20 protein-coding genes are annotated in these 23490 nt (G+C 62.1%); 9 read left to right on the forward strand and 11 right to left on the reverse strand.

Features of this window, described 5'->3' with window-relative positions:
• Position 1: 1 nt before the first annotated feature.
• Both ABT23_RS03095 and ABT23_RS03100 read left to right on the forward strand, forming a co-directional pair.
• Positions 2 to 997, forward strand: coding sequence for a hypothetical protein (locus ABT23_RS03095; protein ID WP_296630989.1), 996 nt, complete (start codon positions 2 to 4; stop codon positions 995 to 997).
• A gap of 2 nt (positions 998 to 999) precedes the next feature.
• Positions 1000 to 2427: an MBOAT family O-acyltransferase gene (locus ABT23_RS03100; RefSeq protein ID WP_296630992.1), complete on the forward strand. Its 1428-nt coding sequence runs from the start codon at positions 1000 to 1002 to the stop codon at positions 2425 to 2427.
• A 21-nt stretch (positions 2428 to 2448) separates the two neighbouring features.
• On the opposite strand, the gene ABT23_RS03105 is transcribed toward ABT23_RS03100, so the two are convergent.
• Entirely contained in the window at positions 2449 to 4275 is a 1827-nt protein-coding gene (locus ABT23_RS03105) for an asparagine synthase C-terminal domain-containing protein (RefSeq protein ID WP_296630994.1), read from the reverse strand.
• 124 nt (positions 4276 to 4399) lie between these two features.
• On the opposite strand from ABT23_RS03105, the gene ABT23_RS03110 reads away from it, so the two are divergent.
• The 7 genes from ABT23_RS03110 (at position 4400) to ABT23_RS03140 (ending at position 11529) form a co-directional block, all read left to right on the forward strand.
• Positions 4400 to 5326, forward strand: a complete 927-nt coding sequence (locus ABT23_RS03110; RefSeq protein ID WP_296630999.1) for a sulfotransferase — start codon at positions 4400 to 4402, stop codon at positions 5324 to 5326.
• Complete coding sequence (locus tag ABT23_RS03115) at positions 5323 to 6516, forward strand: hypothetical protein (protein WP_296631002.1); 1194 nt, start codon at positions 5323 to 5325, stop codon at positions 6514 to 6516. Before ABT23_RS03110 ends, ABT23_RS03115 begins: the two co-directional genes overlap by 4 nt.
• Positions 6513 to 7442: a glycosyltransferase family 2 protein gene (locus tag ABT23_RS03120; protein WP_296631004.1), complete on the forward strand. Its 930-nt coding sequence runs from the start codon at positions 6513 to 6515 to the stop codon at positions 7440 to 7442. Before ABT23_RS03115 ends, ABT23_RS03120 begins: the two co-directional genes overlap by 4 nt.
• 102 nt (positions 7443 to 7544) lie before the next feature.
• Positions 7545 to 8510 carry a glycosyltransferase family 2 protein gene (locus ABT23_RS03125; protein WP_296631007.1) on the forward strand — a complete coding sequence of 322 codons (966 nt, stop codon included), beginning with the start codon at positions 7545 to 7547 and terminating at the stop codon, positions 8508 to 8510.
• Positions 8511 to 8663: 153 nt separating this feature from the next.
• Entirely contained in the window at positions 8664 to 9851 is a 1188-nt protein-coding gene (locus ABT23_RS03130; RefSeq protein WP_296631010.1) for a glycosyltransferase family 4 protein, read from the forward strand.
• A gap of 9 nt (positions 9852 to 9860) precedes the next feature.
• Positions 9861 to 10724 (forward strand): glycosyltransferase family 2 protein, encoded by an 864-nt coding sequence (locus ABT23_RS03135; protein WP_296631013.1) that lies wholly within the window; start codon positions 9861 to 9863, stop codon positions 10722 to 10724.
• Between the two features lie 10 nt (positions 10725 to 10734).
• Positions 10735 to 11529, forward strand: coding sequence for a tetratricopeptide repeat protein (locus tag ABT23_RS03140; RefSeq protein WP_296631015.1), 795 nt, complete (start codon positions 10735 to 10737; stop codon positions 11527 to 11529).
• Here the strand turns inward: ABT23_RS03140 and ABT23_RS03145 are convergent, their stop codons facing one another.
• From ABT23_RS03145 to ABT23_RS03190, 10 genes are all read right to left on the reverse strand, one after another.
• Positions 11530 to 14643 (reverse strand): sulfatase-like hydrolase/transferase, encoded by a 3114-nt coding sequence (locus ABT23_RS03145; protein ID WP_296631018.1) that lies wholly within the window; start codon positions 14641 to 14643, stop codon positions 11530 to 11532.
• Positions 14640 to 15608, reverse strand: a complete 969-nt coding sequence (locus ABT23_RS03150; RefSeq protein ID WP_296631020.1) for a sulfotransferase — start codon at positions 15606 to 15608, stop codon at positions 14640 to 14642. Before ABT23_RS03150 ends, ABT23_RS03145 begins: the two co-directional genes overlap by 4 nt.
• Positions 15605 to 16441 carry a polysaccharide deacetylase family protein gene (locus ABT23_RS03155; protein ID WP_296631023.1) on the reverse strand — a complete coding sequence of 279 codons (837 nt, stop codon included), beginning with the start codon at positions 16439 to 16441 and terminating at the stop codon, positions 15605 to 15607. The genes ABT23_RS03150 and ABT23_RS03155 overlap by 4 nt, the downstream gene beginning before the upstream one ends.
• A gap of 2 nt (positions 16442 to 16443) precedes the next feature.
• Entirely contained in the window at positions 16444 to 17370 is a 927-nt protein-coding gene (locus ABT23_RS03160) for a glycosyltransferase (protein ID WP_296631025.1), read from the reverse strand.
• 9 nt (positions 17371 to 17379) lie between these two features.
• Complete coding sequence (locus ABT23_RS03165; RefSeq protein WP_296631028.1) at positions 17380 to 18348, reverse strand: glycosyltransferase; 969 nt, start codon at positions 18346 to 18348, stop codon at positions 17380 to 17382.
• 10 nt (positions 18349 to 18358) lie between these two features.
• Positions 18359 to 19288, reverse strand: a complete 930-nt coding sequence (locus ABT23_RS03170) for a glycosyltransferase (RefSeq protein ID WP_296631030.1) — start codon at positions 19286 to 19288, stop codon at positions 18359 to 18361.
• Positions 19289 to 19297: 9 nt separating this feature from the next.
• Positions 19298 to 20098 carry a polysaccharide deacetylase family protein gene (locus tag ABT23_RS03175; protein WP_296631031.1) on the reverse strand — a complete coding sequence of 267 codons (801 nt, stop codon included), beginning with the start codon at positions 20096 to 20098 and terminating at the stop codon, positions 19298 to 19300.
• Positions 20095 to 21561 (reverse strand): lipopolysaccharide biosynthesis protein, encoded by a 1467-nt coding sequence (locus ABT23_RS03180; RefSeq protein ID WP_296631038.1) that lies wholly within the window; start codon positions 21559 to 21561, stop codon positions 20095 to 20097. Before ABT23_RS03180 ends, ABT23_RS03175 begins: the two co-directional genes overlap by 4 nt.
• A gap of 56 nt (positions 21562 to 21617) precedes the next feature.
• A complete protein-coding gene (locus tag ABT23_RS03185) occupies positions 21618 to 22388 on the reverse strand; it encodes a class I SAM-dependent methyltransferase (protein WP_296631042.1) in 771 nt (256 codons plus the stop codon).
• 275 nt (positions 22389 to 22663) lie between these two features.
• Positions 22664 to 23490 (reverse strand): polysaccharide pyruvyl transferase family protein (locus ABT23_RS03190; protein WP_296631048.1); only part of this gene is annotated, 827 nt, incomplete at its 5' end.

Here is a 23490-nt window from a genome sequence, read left to right on the forward strand (position 1 = left end):
CGTGCCGGGGTTTCGCTTGCGCCTGCCGCCCGGGCTGGGCTGGGCCTTCTGGCTGGCGTTTCTGCTGACGGGCCTGGTTGAACTGGCCCTGCACAGTGAAGCCGTGATGTTCCGCTACCGTGCGGTTTTTGCCCAGGGGCGAGCATACGACAAGCTGTTCGAGGTCGAGCGCCACCCACCGCAGATCCTCTTCATCGGCAACAGCCGAACGGACAACGGTATCGATCCGCGTGCAGTGGAGCGGGTCTGGCCGGGCCATGTCTTGCGCGGCTTCAACCTGGGCTTGCCGGGTGCCAATGCCATCGTGTATCACGGCGAAATCCGGCGGCTGGACGAACGCGGCCTGCTGGGAAAAGCGGCGATTCGGACCGTGGTGCTTGGCCTGGATGAAAGCGCCCTGCAGGAAGACAATTCACTCGGTTACGTCAGCTTTCTTGCCGACCGGCGCGCCCTGTGGGATGCGGCCCGCTATCGCGACTGGCTGGGAAGCCATCTGCGGTTGTGGTCGTACAGTGGCAACCTTCGCCAGTTGCGCGAACCGGACAAGGCGCTGCGATTCGTCGAGGCCAGTGTGCGCTCGCTCGATCCGGTCGGAGGGGCGGCAGCGGCCTATTCGGGCTATCGAGCGGGTTTCGGCGCGGCCCAGAATGCGGGTCAGGTGGCGCAGCAGGAACGTGCGGCCTTGCATCCCCCGGCGCCGGCCGTCGAACGCTTTTTATGGCAGGCGATCGATATCCTGCAGTCGCGCGGCGTACGGGTGTTCGTCACCCTGCCGCCCTTGCGCGACCGCTTGTCCGCCTTTGTCGATCCCCGCCCCGAGGCCGCCTCCTATCGGGCACTGCTGGCACGCCTGCGGCAACGTGGCGTGATCGTGTTGCCCACGCCGACCGGTTTCGGCCCTGACGACTTCGTCAACGCAGGCCATTTGAACGACCGGGGCGCGCAGCGTTACAGCGCCGAACTGGGGCATCAGCTGGCCGCCTGGAAGGATCGATAGGCATGTTGTTCAGCTCCCCGACTTTCCTGCTGTTCTTTGCCGTGCTGCTGATGTTCTACGCCGGCGCACGCAATTATCGCGAGCGTGCTGCCGTCATCCTGGTCGGCAGCCTGATTTTCTATGCGTCCTGGAAACCGGTCTATCTCATCCTGCTGGCGGTGTCGGTCAGCCTCAATTACCTGATCTACTCGGGTCTGTCGGCTACCCGCAGCAAGCGGCTGCTGGTGACGGGCCTGGTGCTGAACCTGGGCTTCCTGGGCGTCGTCAAATATCTCGGGATGGCATTGGACAGCCTGTGGACGCTGGGCACATGGTTCGACCTGCCTGTGGGCGGCGCACCGCCTGGCTGGGCGGACTGGGCGCTACCGCTGGGCATCAGCTTCTATACCTTCCACATGCTGTCGGTGATGATCGACGTCTACCGTGGCGAATGGACGCACCGCATTTCCTTTCGCGCCTGGTGGCTGTATGTGACCTTGCATATGATCGCCGGCCCCATCCTGCGCGCCTCCGAACTGGTCGAACAGCTGGAATCCCTGCAGCCGCTGAAGGCGGAGTGCGTCAAACTGGGCGCGCTGGTGTTCATGGTGGGCCTGGTCAAGAAAGTGTTGTTTGCCGATAACCTCTCGCTCCTGACCGACGACTTGTTCAGCCGCCCCGACATGCTGGACTTCTACCTGGCCTGGCTCGCCACGACTTCATTTGCGTTGCAAATCTATTTCGACTTTTCCGGCTACAGCGAAATGGCCATCGGCCTGGCGCTGATGTTCGGCGTGACCCTGCCGCGCAACTTCCTCCACCCCTATACCAGCCGCAGCGTCCGCGAATTCTGGCAGCGCTGGCACATCACCCTGTCGCGCTGGCTGCGCGACTACCTGTATTTCTCGCTCGGCGGCAACCGGCGTGGCAAGTCCCGCAACCTGGCCAATCTGATGATCACGATGCTGCTGGGCGGACTCTGGCACGGCGCCGCCTGGACCTTCGTGTTCTGGGGATTCCTGCATGGCAGTTATCTGGTGTTGCATCGCCTGCTGCTCGACCTCTATTCGCGGTTGGGCGTGCTGTCGCATTCCTTCAGCGCGCGACTGCTGTCCTGGCTGGGCTGGCCGGTGACGCTTGCACTGGTGTGGATCAGCTGGGTGTTCTTCCGGGCGCATTCGTTTCACGATGCGTGGATCATCACCGCGGCGATGCTGGGGCTGGGAGAGACAACCGAGGTCGCGTCGGTACGCAGCTATGTGCAGTGGCTGGTATGGGGCAGCCTGCTGCTCACCTTGCTGGAACCGTCCATCGAACGGTTCTTGAGACAAGGTCTGCAGCGCTGGGGGCAACTGCATTTCACGCTGCGCGGCACGGCCTACGCAGGCCTGGCGCTGACGCTCATCGTCTTCGGCGGCAGCAGCCAGAAGTTCATCTATTTCGACTTCTGAGGCTGCTGACTGGCGTTCGCTTCAGTGTTCGTTCGCCTGCAGCCATTGTTCCAGCATCATGGTCACCCAGATCATCACGCCGTAGTAGCTGGCGTACGGTCCGCGCTGCATGGCCAGCATATGGTCCAGATAGGCCGGCTGGATCCAGCCGCGCTGCTTGAAGTCCGCGAGGCTGTCGCCGACGAGGTCGCCGAGCGGTGCATATTGGGTGCTCCACACGCCAAACGGCAGGCCGAAGCCGTGCTTGCTCTTGTTGATGATCTTCTCGGGCAGCAGATCGCGCAGGGCCTCCTTGAAGAACCAGCGCAGCATCTGGCCGCGCACCTTGTAGTCGACCGGCAGGTGGTTGGCAAAGGCGACCATGCGGTCGTCGAGCAGCGGATAGTGCACTTCGATGCCGGCTGCTTCGGTCATCGTGCCCACCTTGCGCAGGTCGTTGTCGGCCAGCGTGAACTTCAGATCCAGATGCATCATGCGATTGATGTAATGGTCGGAGGCGGTACGTTCATAGACTTCGGTGAGGGCGGCGTCTGCTGTCGAAGGGTCGACGGCATGGATGAAATCCGGCGTGAGGATCTGGTCGAGCGGGGTACGGTGCAGGAAGTTGTAGCTTTCCAGGCGCAGCGGCAGGCCCATGTTGGCTTGCCGCACGTAGCTTTTCAGTTTGGCAAGGGGAAAGCGGTTGGACAGCCCGGGCAGGTGTGCGATCGGCTCCACCACGCCGCGCCGGATCACCGCGGGCAGGCGAAAATAATTCTCGAACAGTTTCTGCTTGGCATAGCGCGCATTGCCGCCGAAGATCTCGTCGCCACCGTCGCCTGCCAGCATGTGTTCGAAACCCGCCTCGCGTGCGGCCTTGGCGCAGAAATAGGTCGGTACTGCCGAGTCGTTGCCGAAAGGTTCATCGTACTCGCGTGCGATGACGGGGATCGCCGTCACGATGTCGGCGGGCTTCAGGTAGTACTCGTGACTGCGGCTGCCGTAGCGCTCGGCCGCGCAGCGTGCGTATTCCATTTCGTCGAACCCGTCGGCATCGAAGCCGATGGAAAAGGTGTCGACCGGTGCGCCGCGTACGGCGGTGAGCGCGCCGACTACTGTCGAGCTGTCGGTCCCGCCGGACAGAAACGCCGCCGTGGAAGGGGCATCGACATCGCGTACGGCCTCATCCAGTACGGTACGAAAATCGCTGCGATGGGCGTCGAATCCGGCATCGACCGGCGTGTAATCGGCCTGCCAGTAGAACGCGGTGCTGAGCTGGCCGTTTTTCAAGGTGACCATCTGCCCCGGCAACAGTTTGTGCACGCCTTGATAGAGGCTGCGAGGTGCCGGAATGGTGTGGAAATACAGATAGTCGTAGATCGCCTGGGGGTCGATGACCCGTCCGACCGCGGGATGGGCGCTGGCGTTCTGTGCACTGGTGCCGAACACCAGATGGCCGCCCCGATACGCATAGCAGAGGCGCTCTGCCCCCACGCGATCGAGAACCAGGCAGGCTTTTTTCTTGAGCGGTTCCAGCACGGCAAAGGCGAAATTGCCGTGCATCAGCGTGGGCAGCGTCTTGCCATGGCGTATCCAGCCGTGCGCCACGGCGGTGGCCGGATTGCGGTCGCGGGCGATGAAGGCCAGTTCCTCATCGAGGAAGACCGGGCGACCCGTCAGGGTGGCGGCGAGACCGTTTTCGACGTGGATGTCGGCCTTGCCGAAGCGCGAACACGCGGCCACTCCCAGCATCTGGCTACTGTGTTCGTGCAGCAGACCTTCCGGTGCCGGGTTGGCCGCGCCCCTCATATGTCGGATCAGGTCCTGATGCGCGCCGTGGTCGCCCAGCCAGCCAAAAATGCCATCCATGGTGTGTTGTGTCAGCGTGATACGGGATAATGTCCGCCAATATAAACGAGCATGCCGATTGGCACGAATCCTGTAAGCCCGGTTGCGGGGTAATCGGACTTCGTTTGATAACGACAGAAAGTCTATGAGTTTGAGTGAATTTGCTGAAAAGGTGGTCAAGACGCTGGCATTCCATGCGCGGCGAACGCGTCGCGCCTTGCGCCGGATGCGTTGGCAGCTTTCGCCGCGGCCGGCGGAACGCCCCATCATCGTGATCGGTTGCTCCCGGGCGGGGACCACGCTGGTCTACAAAACGCTGTCCGAGTCGCGCGAGATCGGCAGTCTGCAACGCGAGACCCATGATTACTGGACGGACCTGCACCCTCTGGCCGACAAGGACTGGAACACGCACGCGCTCGATGCGACGGATGCCAGCGCAGCTGAACGGGACGACGTCAGCCGCTACTTCTACAGCTGGACCGGCCAGCATCGCTGGGTCGACAAGAACAACCAGAACGGACTGTGCGTCGCGTATCTGCGGGCACTGTTTCCCGACGCCGTGTTCGTTTTCGTCAAGCGCAGCCCGGGCGACAACCTCAATTCGCTGATCGAAGGCTGGCGCAAGCCCGACGAATTCGCCACCTGGTCGAATGACCTGCCGGCGCGCGTGGGTGTGGAGGGCGGGCAATTGACGCAATGGTGTTTCTTTCTTTCCGAGGGCTGGCGCCATTACGTGAACGCACCGGTCGAAGAGGTCGCCGCCTTTCAGTATGCCGCGGTCAACCGGGCCATCCTCGATGCCAAGGCCGGCATTCCTGTCGGGCAGTGGGTCGAGGTGTTCTACGAGGATTTCCTGCGCGACCCGGTCGCCACCTTCCGCCAGGTATTCGAAGGCTGCGGCCTGGCCTTCGATGCGCATCTGCAGGCGCACTGCGCCGAGGTACTCGACATTCCCTACAACGCGTTTTCCGAAATCCGCCTGGACAAATGGAAGGATGGCCGCAACCGGGACAAGATCGAACGGGTGTTGCCGCAGGTGGCTGACGTGGCGGCGGAGATGGGGTATCGATGACCGTACTGGCGCTGCTCCTGGCGATGGTGATGCTGCTATGGGCAGGGGTGCTGCTGGCATTCGCCGGTCCGCTCGTCGCACGCTGGCGCGAACCAGTGCTGCGTCATCCCGTGCTCATCGTCGAAAGCGACGACTGGGGCGCAGGGCCATTGTCTCAGGCGGATGCATTGATCCGCTTGTCGGGCCTGTTGCAGCGCATACGCGACCGCAACGGCCGTCCGGCCGTCATGACGCTGGGGATCGTACTGGAGGTGCCGGATGGGGCTCGCATCGCAGCGAGCCGTTTTACGGAATATCACGCCTTGACGCTCGCTGACGAGCGTTTCGAGGCGGTGCGTATGGCAATGCAGGCAGGCATCGAGGCCGGGGTGTTTGCACCGCAGTTGCATGGCCAGTGCCACTACTGGCCGCCGGCCCTGCTGGCCACGGCCCGGAAAGAAGCGGCCGTGCGCGACTGGCTGGCCGCGCCGGAGCCTGCCGCGACCGAAGCGCTGCCGTCTCCCTTGCAGAGCCGCTGGGTCGATGCCTCGGATCTGCCATCGCGCGCACTGCCGACCGCGGCGATCGAGCAAGCCGTTGCCGTGGAGACGGCAACGTATCGGGCTGTTCTGGGCCGGTTGCCACAAGTGGCGGTCGCCACGACGTTCATCTGGAGCGAAGCCGTCGAGGCGGCGTGGGGGCGGTCGGGAATCGATGTCGTTGTCACGCCCGGCCAGCGCGCCACGTGTCGAGATGCCGCGGGCCGGCCAGGATGCGTGGATGCGTCGATGTTGTCCGGCGAGCGCTCACGGGCCGGGCAAACCTATCTGGTGCGCGATGTGTATTTCGAGCCGACCCTGGGCCATGCGCCGCAACGGCTGGCGGATGGACTCACGACGCGCACCCGGCAGGGACGGGCTTGCCTGGTGGAAACCCATCGTTTCAATTTCCTGCAGGCAGCGGATGCCAGCCTTGCGGCACTCGAAGCGGGATTGCATACAGCCTTGGCCGTCTGCCCGCACGTGCGCTTTCTCACCCCGCTCGAACTGGCGCACGCGATCGAAAAACGGGATCCGGCCTGGATCGAAGGCCGGTTACGCCGTCGCCTTGCCGTCTGGCGCGTCCGGCTGGACGAGGTGCCGCGCTTTCGCCGGATGGCCCGCCTAAGCGGCCTGGCACTGCCGCTGGCTTGGCTGGGACGTTCGGCATGAGCCCGCGTTTCTCGGTCATCATTCCCGCATTCAACGCAGCTGGCACCCTGGCGCGCGCCATCGAGTCGGTGCGTGCGCAAAGCTGGCCGGTACATGAAATCATCGTGGTGGATGATGGCTCGACCGATGCCACGGCCGATGTCGCGCGCCGGTTCGGCGAGGCGGTGCGGTTGATCCGGCAGCCCAACAGCGGCGTGTCGGTGGCGCGCAACGCGGGTGCCGCCGCCGCCACGGGCGATTGGCTGGCGTTTCTCGACGCCGACGACTGGTATGCACCCGGTCGTGTCGAGCTCCATGCGGCATGGATTGCCGAGGACGCGACGCTGGATTGCCTGACGGGCGATTACGAATACCGCGATACGGATGGAAAGCTGCTCGGCACGTCGATGGCGCAGCACGAATCGGGGCGCCTGATGCTGGCCAAGGCAGCCGGAGCGGTGCGTGTGGTGATGGACACGCCCGCAGAAATCACGGCTTTCGTGGCCGATCATTTCGGCGATACGCACACGCTGTCGGTTCCGCGTGCCCGGTTCATCGAACTGGGCGGTTACCCGACCGGATTCAAGGTCTGCGAGGATGTCCATTTTCTGACCCGGCTGGTGGCCAATAGCCATCGTATCGGCGTAATCTGCGAAAGCCTCGGCGTGTACGTGATACATGGCGGCAGCGCCACGCGCCGCAATCCGGTGGCAGCGCAGCGTGAAAATGTGCGCACGCTGTCCGATCTGATGCGGCTGGCCGAACGTTTTCCGACGCCGGTCAGGCAGGGGGTGGCGAGCCGGATGGTCGGCGCGCGCTACAACCTCGGCTGTGCTTTGAGCAAGAGCGGGCAGCGTATCGCGGCCGTCCGGGCCGTGTTGCCGCTGTTGGCTGCGCGCCCCGGCTGGCAGAGCCTGCGTGCTGTGCTGTCGATGCTGACCGGTTGAGCATGCCGGTTTTGCAGAACTTCGACGAGGTACATGGCTGGCTGAGTAACCCGGATGGAAAGCTTACCCAGTCAACGCGGCCCTGGATAACATGAGTAAAGTATGCAGATCACTGTTGTAATCACGACCCACGACCGCCCTGAGTTGCTTCGTGATGCTATTGCCAGTGTCGAGGCGCAACGCTTCGACGAATGGGATGTCATCGTGGTGGATGATGGATCCTGTCCCGCCGTAATGCTCGATCCCGTGCAGAGTGGGCGTGTCAGGCTGTTGCGGAACGAGACGGCGCAAGGGCCTTCGGAAGCTCGCAATACGGGAATGCGAGCAGCGACCGGCGAGGTGATTTTCTTTCTCGACGACGACGACCTGCTCGATGTCGATGCGCTGGCGAGGATTGATGCTGCTTTCCAGGATGAGGTGAGCCTGAATTGTCTTTTCGTGAATGTGGAGCCTTTCGGTAGCGAGGCCGAGGGTACCCTGCACAATCAGACGCAGGCGATGACGCGTGTACTGAGTACGATGGACGTACGCCTGAAAAGTACGGAGGGTGTGTTGCGTCTTGATTCCAACCGATTGTTCGGCGCATTGCTTGATCGCGTCCCGATGGCGTTTCAACGGGTGGCAATCAAGCGAATCCAGCTGCAGAAGGTTGGGCTATATAGCGGGAAAGGGTTCGAGGATCTGGAATGGTATTACCGGGTGGCGCTTCGTTGTACATGCGGTCTGCTTATGGCACCCAGCTATCGCGTGCGATGCGAGGGACAGAGTTATTTCAGCCGGCCGGAAGAAAAGCAACGTCTCATCGATACCATCATTCGTATGCGCAGGGGGCTCTTGAATTTGGATGAAGTCGCTGCCACTCCGCTACTCAAGAAATTAACGATCGCCTCGCTGGCAAGCGCAAATTTCAACAAGGCTTATTACGCCCATGAAAATAACCAACCTTTCCCATGGCGGAACTTACTCGACTCGGCCGCAAATGGACTGTGCTGGCAGCATTTTAGCCTTGCAGGCAAGGCACTGAGAAGTCAAGTGTGGAAAATGCTGGGGCGACGTCATGAACGCTAGATGTTTATGTGGGTTGGGGCCCGTTTCGAATGCAATCAGGATCTCGCGAGGCCTATTATGACTCCGGATCTGCTCGTTATCATTCAGGTTGGTGGTTCCGGCTGCCGATCCCGCATAAATTTCAAAACCGACAAATAACCGCTGCAGGCACCGATGATGCCATACGGCCTGTTCCGCTTCCCCACCATGACTCGTCTGCTTGTCCTCACCGAACTCTTTCTCCCGACCAAGGGCGGTACAGCCGTGTGGGCCGCCGAGGTGTACCGGCGTCTCGGCGGCAAGGAAATCCATATCGTCACTGCCGATGTGGCCGGCGCGGCGGCTGTGGACGCGACGCATCCCAATACCATTCATCGCCTCAGCCTCAGACGTGTGGCCTGGCTGCGTCCCGAGTCGCTCGCGATGTACGCCCGTTTTTTCCTCCGGTCGCTGCGGTTGGCGTTCACGCACCGCTTCGAGGCCGTGCATGCCTTCCGCGCGCTGCCTGAAGGGCTGGTGGCATGGGGGGTGGCGCGCTTGACGTTCAGGCCGGTGGCCATCTATGCCCATGGCGAAGAACTCACCAGCTGGGGGAACGGCCGGAAATTCAGGGCGATGCGGTTCGCCCTGCGTCATGCCGACCGGGTCATTGCCAACAGCGACCATACGCGTGACACCTTGCGGGGCATGGGCGTCGACCCGGCGCGCATCACACTCATCTATCCCGGTGTCGATGTCTCGGTATTCAGGCCAGGCCTGGATACCACCGGTTTGCGCGAGAGCCTGGGGATCGGCGCGGACGAGAAACTGCTGTTCTCGGTCGGCAGGCTGTCGCGTCGCAAGGGCTTCGACCAGATGATCCGGGCCGTGGGGCGACTGCATGCCGAAGGAATGCCCCTGCGCTATGTCATTGGCGGGATAGGTGAGGATGCCGACTATCTTGACGGCCTGATCCATGATCTCGGCCTGACGGGCGTGGCCCATCGCATCGGCCCGGTCAGGGAAGCGGATCTGCCCCGCTGGCAGAATGCCTGCGATATATTTGCCATGCCCAACCGCGAAATCAACGGCGACAATGAGGGCTTCGGCATGGTCTTCATCGAGGCGGCTGCCTGCGGCAAACCGAGCCTGGCCGGCCTGGCCGGCGGCACGGGATCGGCAGTGCTGCATGGCGAGACGGGGCTGCGGGTGGATGGCACGTCGGTCGATGCCGTGGCAGACGGTTTGCGGAGCCTGCTGGCGCAGCCGGACTTGACTCGTGCCTGGGGCCAGCGCGCATTGCAGCGGGTGGAACGCGAATTCTCCTGGGAGCGGGTGGCAGAGAAAACCCGCCAACTGAACATGACAACAACCCGGTCCTGAGCCGCATCCATGACAGATACCGTATCCCCTTGGCCCGTCGCCGTTTTTGCCCATAACGAAGCGCGCAACATCGTCGCCTGCCTCGACAGCCTGCAGGCTGCCGCGACGCACCCGATCACCTGCCATGTGCTGGCCAATGCCTGCACCGACCGGACCGAAGCGCTGGTACGCGAATATGCAGCGGATCACCCCCATGTCCACCTCGTGTCGATCGCGCTGGGAGACAAGGCCAATGCCTGGAACGTCTTCGTCCATGAGATCGCTGTGTGCACGGCGACGCCCTGTTTTTTCATCGACGGTGACGTGCGGGCGGTGGCCGGCTCGCTCGATGCGATGGCGCAGGCACTGGCGCAGAACCCCCAGGCCAACGGCGTGTCGGCATTGCCGCAAAGCGGCCGCGGTGTTGCAGCGTTCCAGCGCGACATGCTCAGGGATAATGGCGTGGCGGGCAATTTATACGGCTTGCGTGGAAGCTTCGTGGAACGCATCCGCGCCCAGGCCATCAAAATGCCTGTCGGCACCATCGGCGAAGATGCGCTGATGGGCGCGATGCTGAAATGGGATTTGCAGGGGGACACCCGCTGGGACAACGGCCGCGTGGTCGTGGCCCGCGAGGCGGGGTTTGAATTCGACTCGGTGTCGCCCTGGTTGCCGCGCGAATGGAAAAAATACTTTCGGCGGCGCGTGCGCTACAGCGTGCGGGGATATCAGAACAAGATGCTGGGACGGGCCATCCAGCCCGCAGGGTTCACTGCATTGCCGTTTCATGTGCGCGACCTGTATCCCCGCTACCCGGAGGTGCTCAGGCTGGATTGGCGCGGATTGAACACCCTGTTTGACTGGCTGGCCATTCGGGAGATACGGTCGGCATGACGGAATCGAGATGATAGAGAAAGGACGCGCGATGAAGACGCTCACCAAGTTGATGCTGGGACTGGCAGGACTTGTCATGGCCCTGCCCGCCACGGCGGAGTGGAAGCCAAGCCCGGCGGAAATGGCCACCCTCCCACCTTATTGTGCGGCGCGGTTCGATGAAAAATCGGAGGCGTTCAAGAGCTGGCGGGATTCCATGGGATCCGATTTCATGCACGTCCATCATTACTGTGCCGGACTCAATTTCGTGAATCGGGCGCGCGGCATGGGGTCGTCCAACAAGGACCGACAGGGCACGCTGGAAGCGGCGCTGCGCAACTTCGATTACATGCTTGCCCATACCCACCCGGATTTTTCCCTGCGTCCCGAGATCCTCATGAATCGCGGCATTGCCCTGTCGATGATGAAGCGGACGGGCGAAGCGGTCGGGGATCTGATGAAGGCGATCGAGGCGGATCCGAAACAGCCCCGCGCCTACATGACGTTGGCAGACATGTACAGCCAGCAGAAGAATCGCGCCAAGGCCCTGGAGACCGTCACGGAGGGCTTGCGGCACAATCCCGACACCAAGAGCCTGCAACGGCGCTACACCGAACTGGGTGGCAAGCTGCCGTACCCAGCCCCCGTCGAGCCTGTACCGGTTGCCGTTCAGGCGGACACGGACGCCGCGCCGACTGCCGAACCCGGTTCCACGCCACCCGTCGAGTCGTCTGACAGCGCACCGCCGCCTCCTGCCGAGACGCCTGCAGCGCCGCCCAAAATCGGCTCGCCGACCAATCCCTACTGCCGTTTCTGCCCGGATTGATCAGGGGCGGGCGCGCTGCCGCGACGCCTGGACGAAGGCCTGCAACCGGGCCCATAAATCCGCCTTCAGCTGCGGATGATGCGCCGACACGTCGTGCTGGCAGGCGGGGTCGGTTTCCAGATCGAACAGGCTGAGCACATGGCCTGTCTCGAGTGGCTGGTAAACCAGTTTCCAGCGGCCGCTTCGGATCATACGATCCTTGGCGTCGAGGATGGCGTTGCAGTATTCGGACTTGATCGCCAGGGCGCCGCAGGCGCGATCCGGCACCTCCATCAGTTCCAGCAGGTTGGGATAGCGCAGGTGTGCTTCCGGCAGGCCGGGAATATGCGCGATCCAGATGCCGGTTTCATTGAAGGCGTCGAGTTCGGGGCAGTCGCCGTCCAGCTCCATGCAGCCTGAGAGCGACACGCCGTCCACGCTGGCGACGGGCGGTGCGCCGACGAGTTCAAGCAACGTGGGGGCAAGGTCGATCGAGCGCACCACCTGCTCCACCGTGCCGCGTGCCGGACGGCCGGGGGCGCGGATGACGAGCGGAATGCGCGGGCTGAAATCGCCGACGGCGGAATTGCCCTGTCCCCAGGTGTCGTGCTCGAAGAATTCCATGCCGTGGTCGGAGTAGACGACGATGATCGTATTGTCGGCCAGGCCACAGACATCCAGGTGCGCCAGCATCTTGCCGACTTCGTCGTCGAACTCCGCCACGCAGCCGTCGTACAAGTCGATGATCTGGTCGAGATCGAATTCCTCACGGGGGGCGCCCTGGCGCCGGATGATCTCGAACGGGTCCGTGAGCCGGGCCATCGCGAATTTTGACTCGCCGGCATAGCCCGGATCGGCGAAGCGCGTATACCACGGCCACTCCGAGGCAAAGGGCGGGTGCGTGGTGGAGTAGAACACATTGAGAAAGAACGGCTGTGCGTTTTCCGCCAGGCGCGACACCAGACGCCGGGCGCGTTTGCCGAGTGGCTGCGTGAGTGGTACCCCGCCGAGGTAGTACACCTCGGGCAGGAGCAACCGCCCCAGCCGGTTATGGACGAACAGGGAAACAAACAGCCGCAGATCCTTGGGCCCCTGGCGGATGAGGTATTTCAGGTTCCACTGGTCTTCCGGCAGATCGGTGTAGTCGAAGCCGAAGGAGAATTTCCCCATGTCGGCACCGCACCAGTCCGAGATCGCCGCGGTACGATAGCCGGCCTGTTTCAGCCACACGGGCAAGGCATCCACGTTCAGTCGCGTGGCCTCGTGATCCGCATAGTTGTCGCGGATGCCGTGGGTGTGGGGCCAAGTGCCGGTCAGCATGGAGATCAGACTCGGCGCCGTGCGCGCGCACGGCACATAGCAGTTGGCGAAGAGTGCGCCGCGCTCGCCCAATCGGTCGATATGGGGCGTCAGCATGCGGCGATATCCCAGCGCACCCAGGCGGTCGGCGCGCAGCGTATCGGATCCGATCATGAGGATGTTGGGCTGCGAATCCGACGTGCGCGTCGACCGCTTGCGCGGCGCGCGTGCCTCGGGTTGCCAGCCGGCCCATACGATCGTCCCGGCAAAGAACAGCGTGGCCGCCCACAGGGCCATCAAGGTGGCCACGCGGTTTTCCTTCGCCAGCTGCCAGGAGGCGGCCATGAACAATAGCCCAGTCAAGACGATTCCCAGAGTCTGCAATCGGGTGATGCGTGCCGGCGTCATGGCATGCCAGAGTCGATAGAGCCGGCTCATGCGGTAATGCATCGACGCCGCCAGCAGTCCGGGATTGAAACGCAGCTTGCGGATGAATTGCAGGCTGAAACCGCCGAGGATGCCGAGCAGTGCGGCAACGGCGGCCAGCCATGCCGACCAGCCTGTGCCTGTCACTGTGGCAAGCATGAAATAGAGCAGCACGCCGGCTCCCCCAGTGAAGAGCATGAGCGCAAAGGCCCAGACCGTCAGGCGTGCCAGCGAAAACAGCGTATAGCGGCGGTAATGCTTGAGTATCTCGTCGCGAATGCGGGGGCCGGTATGCGAAAAATCGAGCAGCGATTTGGCGAGCAGGGCGGCCGTGCCAATCCCGGCCACGCCCAGGGCGGGAAGCAGGCCGGTCCAGCGCGCGTCGCCGCTGGCGAACCAGGCGATCAGGCCGCAGACGGCGGTGACCAAGGCCAGCGATTCGGTGAGCACGATGCCGCGGTCGGGCGGGAGTTCCAGGTTCTTGCCGCGATGCCCCGACTCGCGGCACCCCTGGATTTCGCCCAGGGCTGCCGCGGTGCGTACCCAGTAAAAACGCCGCTTGGCCCACGACAGACTGAATGCACTGTGGACGCCATACTCGGCCAGCTTGCGCCACATGTACAAGGGAACCGAGCCGCTGCCGCGGAGGCGGGCGGTCGAGCGGGTTCGCTGATAGCTTTTTTTCAGGAGATAGCCGAGCCGGAGCCGTTCCGTGTCGACATAGTGGTATTGCACGATGGCCGGCGCGTATTGACAGTGCTCGCCACGCGCCAGGGCGCGCAATACGTATTCGCTGTCCTCGCCGCCACCGAGATCGTGGCCGTGCGGCCCCAGCTCGGTGGAAAACTGGCCGGCCACTTCAAATACCCGACGGCGCACGACCAGATTGCCGCCGCCCGGTATCGGGCCAGCCTCGGCCGTGACGGCCCGGGGCGTATCGCCCTGGTCGTAGCGCGGAACCGGCAGGGGATAGATGCGGTAGGGACCGTCGTCGTGTACCCACGCTGGCTCGTTGCCATCCCAATCCGGCAAGATTCTTCCGCAGTACAGGCCGGCATCGGGCCAGGCCGCAGCGGCTTGTTCGATGGCTGTCAAATAGTTCTCGTCCACGCGGTGGTCGTCATCCACCAGGGCAATGAGTTCGGTTTCGATGGTCGGGATGGCGGCATTCAGCGCATGGGATTTCCCGGGTGTGGGCACGTCGAGCACCTGCAACGGCAAGTCATTTCCGGTCGCCTGGCGGGCTTGGTACGCCTGCATCTGCACCACGGTGTCGTCACTGCAGGCATTGGCCGCCACTAGGATGCGCACGGGCATGGCGGGGCGGCGCGCCCCATTGAGCGACGCCAGGGTCTTTTGCAGCAGTTCTGCCCGGTTGTGGGTGCAGATGAGGATGGTGAGCGCGGTCACGCGAGTGCCCGTCGGGTACGTTTCCAGAAACGGGTCAGCACCTTGTTATGCAGACGGTAGGCGGCTTTCACGGCGAGCGCGGGCGGCATGCCCGGCGTGACCAGATCGTAGCCGAACTCGCGCAAGGTCTTGCCGGCCACGCTTTCGAAGGCCCTGATCTGGGCTGGCGTCATCTTGCTGCGCCATTTTCCCGCGTTGTCGGCTTTCAGGGGTTCATGCACCAGCGGGGTCTTGCCCGGGTCGTCCACCGACGTGACGGCAAACAGCTCGGCCGAGTAGGGTTCGCCCAGGAACGTGCAAATCCGTTGCATGCTGTCTTCGGGGTGCGCAAGCAAATCCTCGTAGCGCAGCTCCATGTATTGCTGGGGCGGCAATTGGCTGCCCAGTGCGCGGCCTTTCTCCACGTAGCTTTCCCAGTATTCCGCCGCGAAATATGTGTTGTACACGGAGAAATCGTGCTGTCTGCCGAACAGCGACAGGGCGACATCGCGTCCGTCGCGGATCAGGTGCACGATCTGGGCATCGGGAAACCACTCGAGCAGTTTGGGGAGATGCATCACGTAATAGGGCGTCTTGTCGCCCCATCTGGACTTTCCTTCGCCCCGCGCATTTTTCTCGAACAGCCCCGATATGATCGCCGGCATCGTGTACCGGCCTTCGGTATGAAGTTCGCGGGCCAACCGGTCGACATCGAATTTCAAGCCATGCAGATCGGTCTCCAGAAAGTCCCGGCTTTGCTCATGCATGGCTTGCAGCACGCGACGGATATTGTCCTCCTGGCTGAGATCGCCAAAACTTTTCAGATTGCGGTACAGCGGAATGAAGAAATGCGATTCCCCGGTGGGGAGCGAAATGTGCGGGTGATTGCGCAGCCGGTACTGCAGCATGGTGGTACCGGAGCGCGGCGCCCCGACGATGAAGATCGGGCCTTGCTGGCGTGATGGGGGCGAGAAAGACGAGGTCACGTGGAGGTTCCAGTCAAACGAACGTATCTGAATAGAGCGTGGGGCATGAGGCCGTATCGCGGGAAAACGGAACGGATGCGCCAGTGCTGCCGCTGTACCCAGCGGTTTCGCTGCACCGCCTTGCGCCAGGTATTCGCATCATGCCTGGAGGCCAGCCGGCTCAATGTGTGCAATCGCACATCGGGCTGCTGGCGGAGCCATCGAAACAGATCCGAGAGTTGCTCGAGCGTCAACGGTGCATCGGTACGCCCCGACTCCTGGAAATCGTAATGGTGCATGACGGCCACGATGGCCAGATTGCCGTGTGGGTGGCGTCGCGCTTCGGCGAGCGCCGGCCGGAGTTCGGTGAGCTGACAGGTGCGCGGAAGCTCGGTGAGACGGCCGGATTCGACCGATCCGTGTTCGCTGCCCGCCGAGAGGTAGAGGAAACCCTGCTCGGAAAGCACGGCAGCGGTGATGTGGTCGAAGGTATTGAACGGCGGAACGAATCCTGGGATCGCACAACCAAATACCTGTTCAAGCGTCGCTCGGCCGGCCACGATTTTCTTCATTTGTTCCGCCTGATCAAGACCGGCGAATTCGGAAGGAAGACTGGCCTCGGCTTGACAGGGTTCATGGCTGAACCCGTGCTGGGCGATTTCCATCCTGCCGGATTGCCGTGCCTCGACGAGATGGGGCACATCGCCGGCCGACAAGGCGTGCTGTCCGGCATGCGGAATGACCGCAAAGGTGGCGCAGACATCGTGCATGGCCATGGCATGCAATATTCCGTGCTCGAGCACATGGTCGCTGACCGCGGATGGATCATCGAAGCGAATGGCGACGTCGATCATGGTCAAGCCCCGGACCGGTTTCGGTAGCCTTGCAGGCTGCCTAGTGCATGGGCAGCATTCATCGCCTGACGGACCAGCCCGGGCTGTCCGCTGATGGCCAGCTTCAATGTCCGGCCGCAGTGATTCAGAAATTGGGCGACCATGAACAGAGGAACGCCGAACAGGGTGCTGGGGTAGCGCGGCAGGGAAAACCGGCCATGACGCAAGCCGGCCCGGTAATGCAGTTTCAAGAAATAGCCGCGTCTGAGCCGCCAGGATTCGACAGCATGCAGCACGGCCATTTCAGGACGGTAACGGATCCGGACTTTATGCTCGAGCAGGGCACGCAGCATCATGGCATCCTCGCCGCCGCCGACATCCTTGCCTTCGCGGTTGTAGCGGATGTCGAAGCGCAAGGCCGGGTCGTCGCGGAACAGGCGCATGTCGTACGCGACATTGGCGGTCCAGATGGGGGTGCTGGCATCCTCGATCCAGAATCGTTCCGGTCCATGGTCGACGGCGGCAAGAAAACCGAGCAGATCGTCTTCGAGCCAGCGCGGCCGTATGGTGGTTGAGAAATCCATCGCCACGCGGCCGCCCGCACACGCTGCACCTTCGTTCAGAATGGCGTCGACCGCGGCTTCGAGCAGGCCCGGCAGGGGGATTTCATCGTCGTCGATGAAGACCAGGATGTCGCTGTCCAGTGCCTCGGCAATGCCGCGGTTGCGTGCGGCCACGATCCCCTGCACGGGCTCGGTCACCCAGCGTAGTGTCGGGCCCGGCAGCTGTTCAAGGCGCGCGAGGATGTCGGCCGTGGCATCGCTGCTGTTATTGTTGATCGCGAGGATTTCGAAGGGGATTGGGCAGGTTTGCTCACGCATCGCCGCAACGAGTTTTTCCAGACGGTCCGCACGGTTATAGGTGCAAAAAGCGAAGGTAAGCACAGGCATGACGACGGTTCAGATGGAATTACGCGTGCTGCGCCGGGTATCGATCATCCGGATCAGCGATTCGAATACCGATGCAGGCAAGAAACTGGCCAGGATGTATTTGGCATCACGTGCTTTCCATTCTGTCTTGCGGGACGCACGACGGAACAGGCGCCGCGCGGAGTCGGTATCGCGCCGCCAATGGCAGCGATACGCCTCGGGTAGCAGCGAGCCGTACACCCGGTCATCACGTTCAGCCCGGCTGAGATGGGCGATCTGGGCGGGATGCCGGCGGACGAAGTCCTCGCGCACGGCAATGGCATCGAAGACCTGGCGCCAGCGCGGGATATGCGCATCGCCGCGCGGATAGCGGCGATAGAACGCCAGTACCTCGGGAACGCGCACCACCGTGGGCTGGAGGGCGAGCATGCGCAGCCACATGTCATAGTCCATGGCGGTGGGCAGACGTTCCGAAAATCCGCGCAAGGTGTCGATAAGTTGACGCCGCACCAGGACGCCATTGATCGGCCACGGGCAGGATTGCAGGAACAGGGCGGCGGCATCCGATTGGACATAGTCGGGCGGGATGTAGGGATGGGTGCTGGCAGCGGCCTCCCCCACATTTTGCCAGCCGCAATACGCTACATCGGCCAGGGTTTCCGTCATCGCGGCATGCAGCCGGTTGAGCGCGTCGGGATGCCAGTAATCATCCGCGTCCAGAAAGGCGACGAAATTGCCATGTGCATGGGACAGGCCGTGATTGCGCGCCGCATAGGGTCCGCTGTTGGTCTGGTGCAGCACGGTGATACGGTCGGGGTTGCCGGCCGCCAGACGCTCGACAATTCGCATGGACGCGTCGTTCGACCCGTCGTCCACGACGATGAGTTCGACATTCCGGTAGCTTTGCTGCAGTACGCACTCGATCGCCTCTTCCACGTAGGGTGCGGTGTTGTAGCAGGGCATGACAACGGAGATCAGCGTGGGGTCGAAGTTGTCCATACGGTTGTATTTATGGTTTCCGGTCGCGCAACCCGATCAGCTTCCGATGCCAGGATTCGGGCAGCCAGGCGGGCAACATGTACTTCCAGTCGGTGAGTGTGCCATAGCCTTGTTTCATGACCGTACGAAAAATTTGCCGGGCGGCGGGCAGGTCGCGCTGCCAGTAGCAGGCATAGCCGCGCTGCAGCAACTCACCCACGGTCAGCGCGCGCCTGTCAGGGTGGCTGAGTGCGGCGCGGAAAGCGGGGTGGGCGGCCAGATAGTGGCACTGTGCCTGCCAGTGCTGCAGTGCGGCCCGGGCATGGTCGGCCGAGGCCTGGCCGTTGCCATGGAAATGATAGAAGGCCAGTACTTCCGGTATGCGGACGATGGGCGCACGCGTCGCCACTTGCAGCCAAAGCGCGTAGTCCTCGGCATTTCTCAGGGCGGGATCGAAACCGTCTGTGGCCAGCACGGCTTCGCGTCGGACCAGTGCGGCATGGATCGGCCAGCGACAGCCGGCAAACAGGGTTTTCGCCTTGTCCGGGGTTTCATAATCGGGTGGCACGAACGGCTCACCGCGTCCGCCGGGCAGTCCGAGGTTCTGCCAGCCGCAATACGCCAATACCGCATCAGGGTGATGGTGCAGTGCGGCCTGCATCTTTTCCAGGAAGCGCTCGGCCCAGGTGTCGTCCGCGTCCAGAAACGCCACATACTGACCGCGCGCTGCCGCCAGACCGGTGTTACGTGCTGCGCTGACGCCCTGGTTGGGCTGGGTGAGGGGACGGATCCGGGGGTCTGTCTGCGCCTGCAGCCACGCCAGGGTGGCGTCACTGGATCCGTCGTCGACCGCGAGCAGTTCCCAGTCGGGGAACGTCTGGGCCAGCACGCTGCCGACGCTGGTCGGCAAATGGGCCGCGGCGTTGTAGCAGGGCATGATAATGGAGACGACAGGGAGCATCGGTCGCACTCAGATGCCACGAAGCCGTCGCAGCGCATAGCGGCTGAGATCCCGCCAGCGCACGTCGTGGCTGCCGAAACTCAGCTTGCGCGTGAAGCGGCCCGGCGTGTCGGTATTGAATATGGTCAGCCGCCGCAATTGGTAGGGGGTTTGGTCTCGCAACGCCCATCCGGCCTCGGTGGTACAGGCCGCGGCATAGCCGGCCTGTTGTGCCGCCTGGACGCAACGCGCATCCCAGTCGCCATACGGATAGGCAAAACTGCCGACGGGATTGCCGAGTATATCTTCCAGCATGGCCTTGGAGTGGGTCAGTTCCTGCATCAGACTCACGTCGTCGAGTCCGGTCAGCCGCACGTGGTTGACCGTATGAGAGCCGATTTCCATGCCATTTTCCTGCATCTCGCGCAACTCATCCGTGTTCAGCAGACGGCCGGCGGGGCGTCCGTCATCGGGCCAGCGGGGCGGCTGGCCGACCGAGCCAGTCACGATGAACCAAGTGGCACGCATGCCGCGCCGCTGCAGTTCCTCGCATGCGGCGAAGTTGTCGGCGTAGCCGTCATCAAACGTGATCACGGCTGTGCGCCCTTGCCATGTCTTCGTGGGTGCGGCGGCCAGTTCGGCCATCGTCGGCGTTTGGTAACCTTCGGTGGCCAGAAAGTCGAGTTGGTCACGGAACTGCTGCATGGATACGGCCCATGGCCATGCGGGGACAGTCTGGCCGGGTAGCACGGCGTGATACATGAGGATGACCGGCCCGTGCTGGCCGACCTGGCGATGGAGCGCGCGCGAGATGGGGTCGATCCGGGTCATGCGGGCGCTTTGGCGAGTTTGAGTCTGATTTTCCAGCGGGCGGTTTCCGACGCAAGGGCCGAGATGGGCAGATACAGGAAACAGATCGCATAAACCAATCCGCCCGCGGTCGTCATGAACAACACGTACAGCGCATCGACCGATTGGATGGATGGGGGGATGGCATGATTGGCAAGCCACAAAGTGCCAGTCAGGATGGCATTGAGGAGCGTTGCCGGCATGAAAGCTCGAGCCAGGTCAATCCAGCGGGCATTGAGTGACTGTTTGGCGAGCCAGAACATGTGTAGGGTGAGATAGAACAGAGCGAAGACCATGCCGGTCGCCACGCCAGTCAATCCGTAAGGCAGGCCGACCAGGATGGCGGCCGCGGCAACGCCGATCATGACGACCTGCGCGACCAGTTCCTTGCCCAGCCAGCTGCGTGCGGCCAGGACGGCACCGGATAGATTCTCGATCATCATCAGGGGGGCGGCTAGGCTGAGGATCATCAGAGGGCCGGCCGAGTCGGCCCAGCGAGGGCCGAACAACGTCACCACCAGCGGTTTTGCCAGCCACAGAAAACCGATATAGAACGGCAGGGCATAAACGGCGACCAGCGTAAGGCTGCGAAAGAACAGGTAGCGGGATGTGTCGAGGTTGTCCTGTTCCTTGGCCAACGCGCGGAACAGGACTTCGTACACCGACCCCGTGATGAAGCCATGCGGGCGCGCCGCCAGACTTTCGGCCTTGTTGTACAGCCCCACGCTGGCCGGCCCCAGGCTACGGGACAGGATGAAGGTGGGCAACTGCACACGTATGTAACAAACGATGTTGTTGGTGGAAGCCAGGAGTCCGTAGCGCATCAGTTCACCCGCGCGCGCAAAATCGAAGCAGATGCCAGGACGCCAACGCGCATACCATGCAAACTGAAAGGCGCCGGCCATTGAGCTGAACAGGCCGGCGAGGATCAGGCTCCAGGGACCGTGACCGAGGTAGGCCAGGCTCAGGGCAATACTGTTGTAGACCGCGAGGTTGGCCAGTTGTACCGCCGTCTTGGCCTTGAAGCGCATCTCCCGGTGCAGCATGTTGCTGGGTACATTGAAAAACGGGCGTACCAGGAAAGACAATGCGGCCACGCGCAGCAGATCGGCATACAGGGGATTGGCGTACCAGCGCCCAAACCAGGGGGCGATGACGAAGAAGAAGCTGACGATGGCCAGTCCGATGAGGAATTGCAGCGTGAACAGCAGATCGTAGTCACGTTTGCTGGCTTCCTTGGCACGCACAATGGCTTGTCCCATCCCGCCGCCGGCAACGAACCCGGCCAGGCTGGTAAAGATCTGGATGGTCGCCACCATGCCGAATTCGGCCGGCACCAGGAGGCGCGCGAGTATCAGTCCCAGCGCGAAGTTGACGACCTGGCTGCCGGTGTTGCCGATGAAGACCCACTTGGCGCCATGGCGGATGGAATGACCAAGGCTCATTTTTTTTTGAATACTAGGGTGTTAAATGGGGGCATGGGGATTTTGAAAAGCAAGCTCTATGCCTGGGTCCGGTTCGTTCGGTTGCGTATTATTGCCTGATCCCGGCCTCGCCTGGAGCCCAGTCTTGATGCCGCCATCAATGCGAGGGGGATGGTCAGCCATTTGCAGCTGACCAGTTTGAGTTTCCAGCGCGGCAGATTTTTCTTCGAGAAGACATGCAGACGCCCCAATGGGTAGTAAGTCATGCCCAGTCGTTCGGCCAGGCGTTTCAGCCCCTGGCGGGAAAAGAAAGCGATGTGCTGGCCGGTGTCGAATGCGTAATAACCCCAGTGACCAGGCAGGGGTGGGTCGTCGTCAGCGAAAACTTCGGTCGTGAAGATGAATGTGTCGGACTGGTGGTCGGCCAGGGTACGTTGTATGAAATCGAGCGGATTGGTTGTGTGCTCCAGGACTTCGATGGCGCTGACAGCTAGACAGCCGCCTAGCGAGGGATCGTACTCGAAGCCTCTCGCATAGAGGTTGTTTGCATAGGGGTCAGACCAGTAGTAGTCGAATCCCAGGTCGCGCATCAGGCGAGTCAGCAGGCCGTATCCACCCGCCACGTCAACGTACTTTCCCCGTCCGCGATCGCCCAGGACCAGGAAATCGATTGCAGCGAGCTTTAACGCATTAAAGATGTTCCGGGCAGCAATATCCGTGTCTTCCTGCACGATGGCATCCGAATAGGCTTCTTTCATCCAGGTGGGATCGCTGACGAACAGGTGGTCGCACGCTGCACAGTAGTGATAGGGAACCATGTATTTGTGGAGAATCTCCGCAGTGAACATGATCCTGGTTTCTGCGCTGCAAAGATGGCATTTCATCTGGGATGATTGGGCTGCTTGCCTGGATAGGCAGTCATTGTGACCATGACTCATATATCCATGTGTGGAATCGCGTCAGTTTCTGCCCAGAAGTTTCTTGGCAAACGGGCGTAAACGATAGAACTTCAGTGCATGCTCGGTATGTTTTGCTTGAATATCCCGGATAAGCATCACCCCTCCTGATTTTGTAATGATGGCCTGGTTGGTTTGTAGTAATTGATGTGCTGGTTTGTTGGCTTTTAATCGGCGGGGTCGCACGTTGCGATCGCAAGGTTTCGCGAAGCCAGTGCTTTTACTCTTGGCAGGTGGCTGAGTATCCGTGCGCGATTGTCATGCCTATGCATGAATGCGTCGTTGATTTTCCTCAAGAACGCGTCGCTGAGACATTGTATCGGGGTAATGGTGTGTTCGAGCGACAGATCGAAGTGCTGGTAGAGGCCTTCGAATTTGTCCTGGTAGGTTATCGATAACGCAGGTGTTCCGCTGCCCAGTGAGGCAATCACCAAATGCATGCGGCCGGTGATGACGAGGTCGAGAAATCTTGTAAGTCGTTTGATCTTGTCAGGCTGATCGATCAGTGTATAGCGTACGTGCGTGAAGCCTTTTTGTTGCAGCGCTTCTTTGAGAGCCTGCAACATGGGCACGTCACCAGACTGTGATTTGAGATCATGCGGGAGCAACATGAAGGCGAGTCTGTTCTGCTCGCCAGCATGTCTGAACTGTTCGGCAAGGCAGTCAATCAGCCTGTCCAGACCTGCTTGTGCAATAGCAGGTGCCAACGCGTGGGCACTCAGGTTGATGCCCACAGGGGTTCGGCCTTCATGACGCATGGCGGCGATCCAAGCTTCGGGTTCGGGGAGGGGGGCGGTGGCGGGCGGCATGAGGAAAGCGCTATCGGTACACAGCCTCGCAGGAATACCGACAATCCGGGTGAAACGCTCAAGCGACGGTTGATCCCGGATGTTGATAGTCACCTTGGGGTGTAATCTCGACAATGCATGGACCGCAGGGATTCGTGGATGACGGTTGAAGCTGAAGCCCAGCATCGTGGCGGGAATGCCGAGCG

It is taken from the genome of Thiobacillus sp. SCN 63-57, from assembly GCF_001725555.1.
Classification (GTDB): Bacteria; Pseudomonadota; Gammaproteobacteria; order Burkholderiales; family Thiobacillaceae; genus Thiobacillus.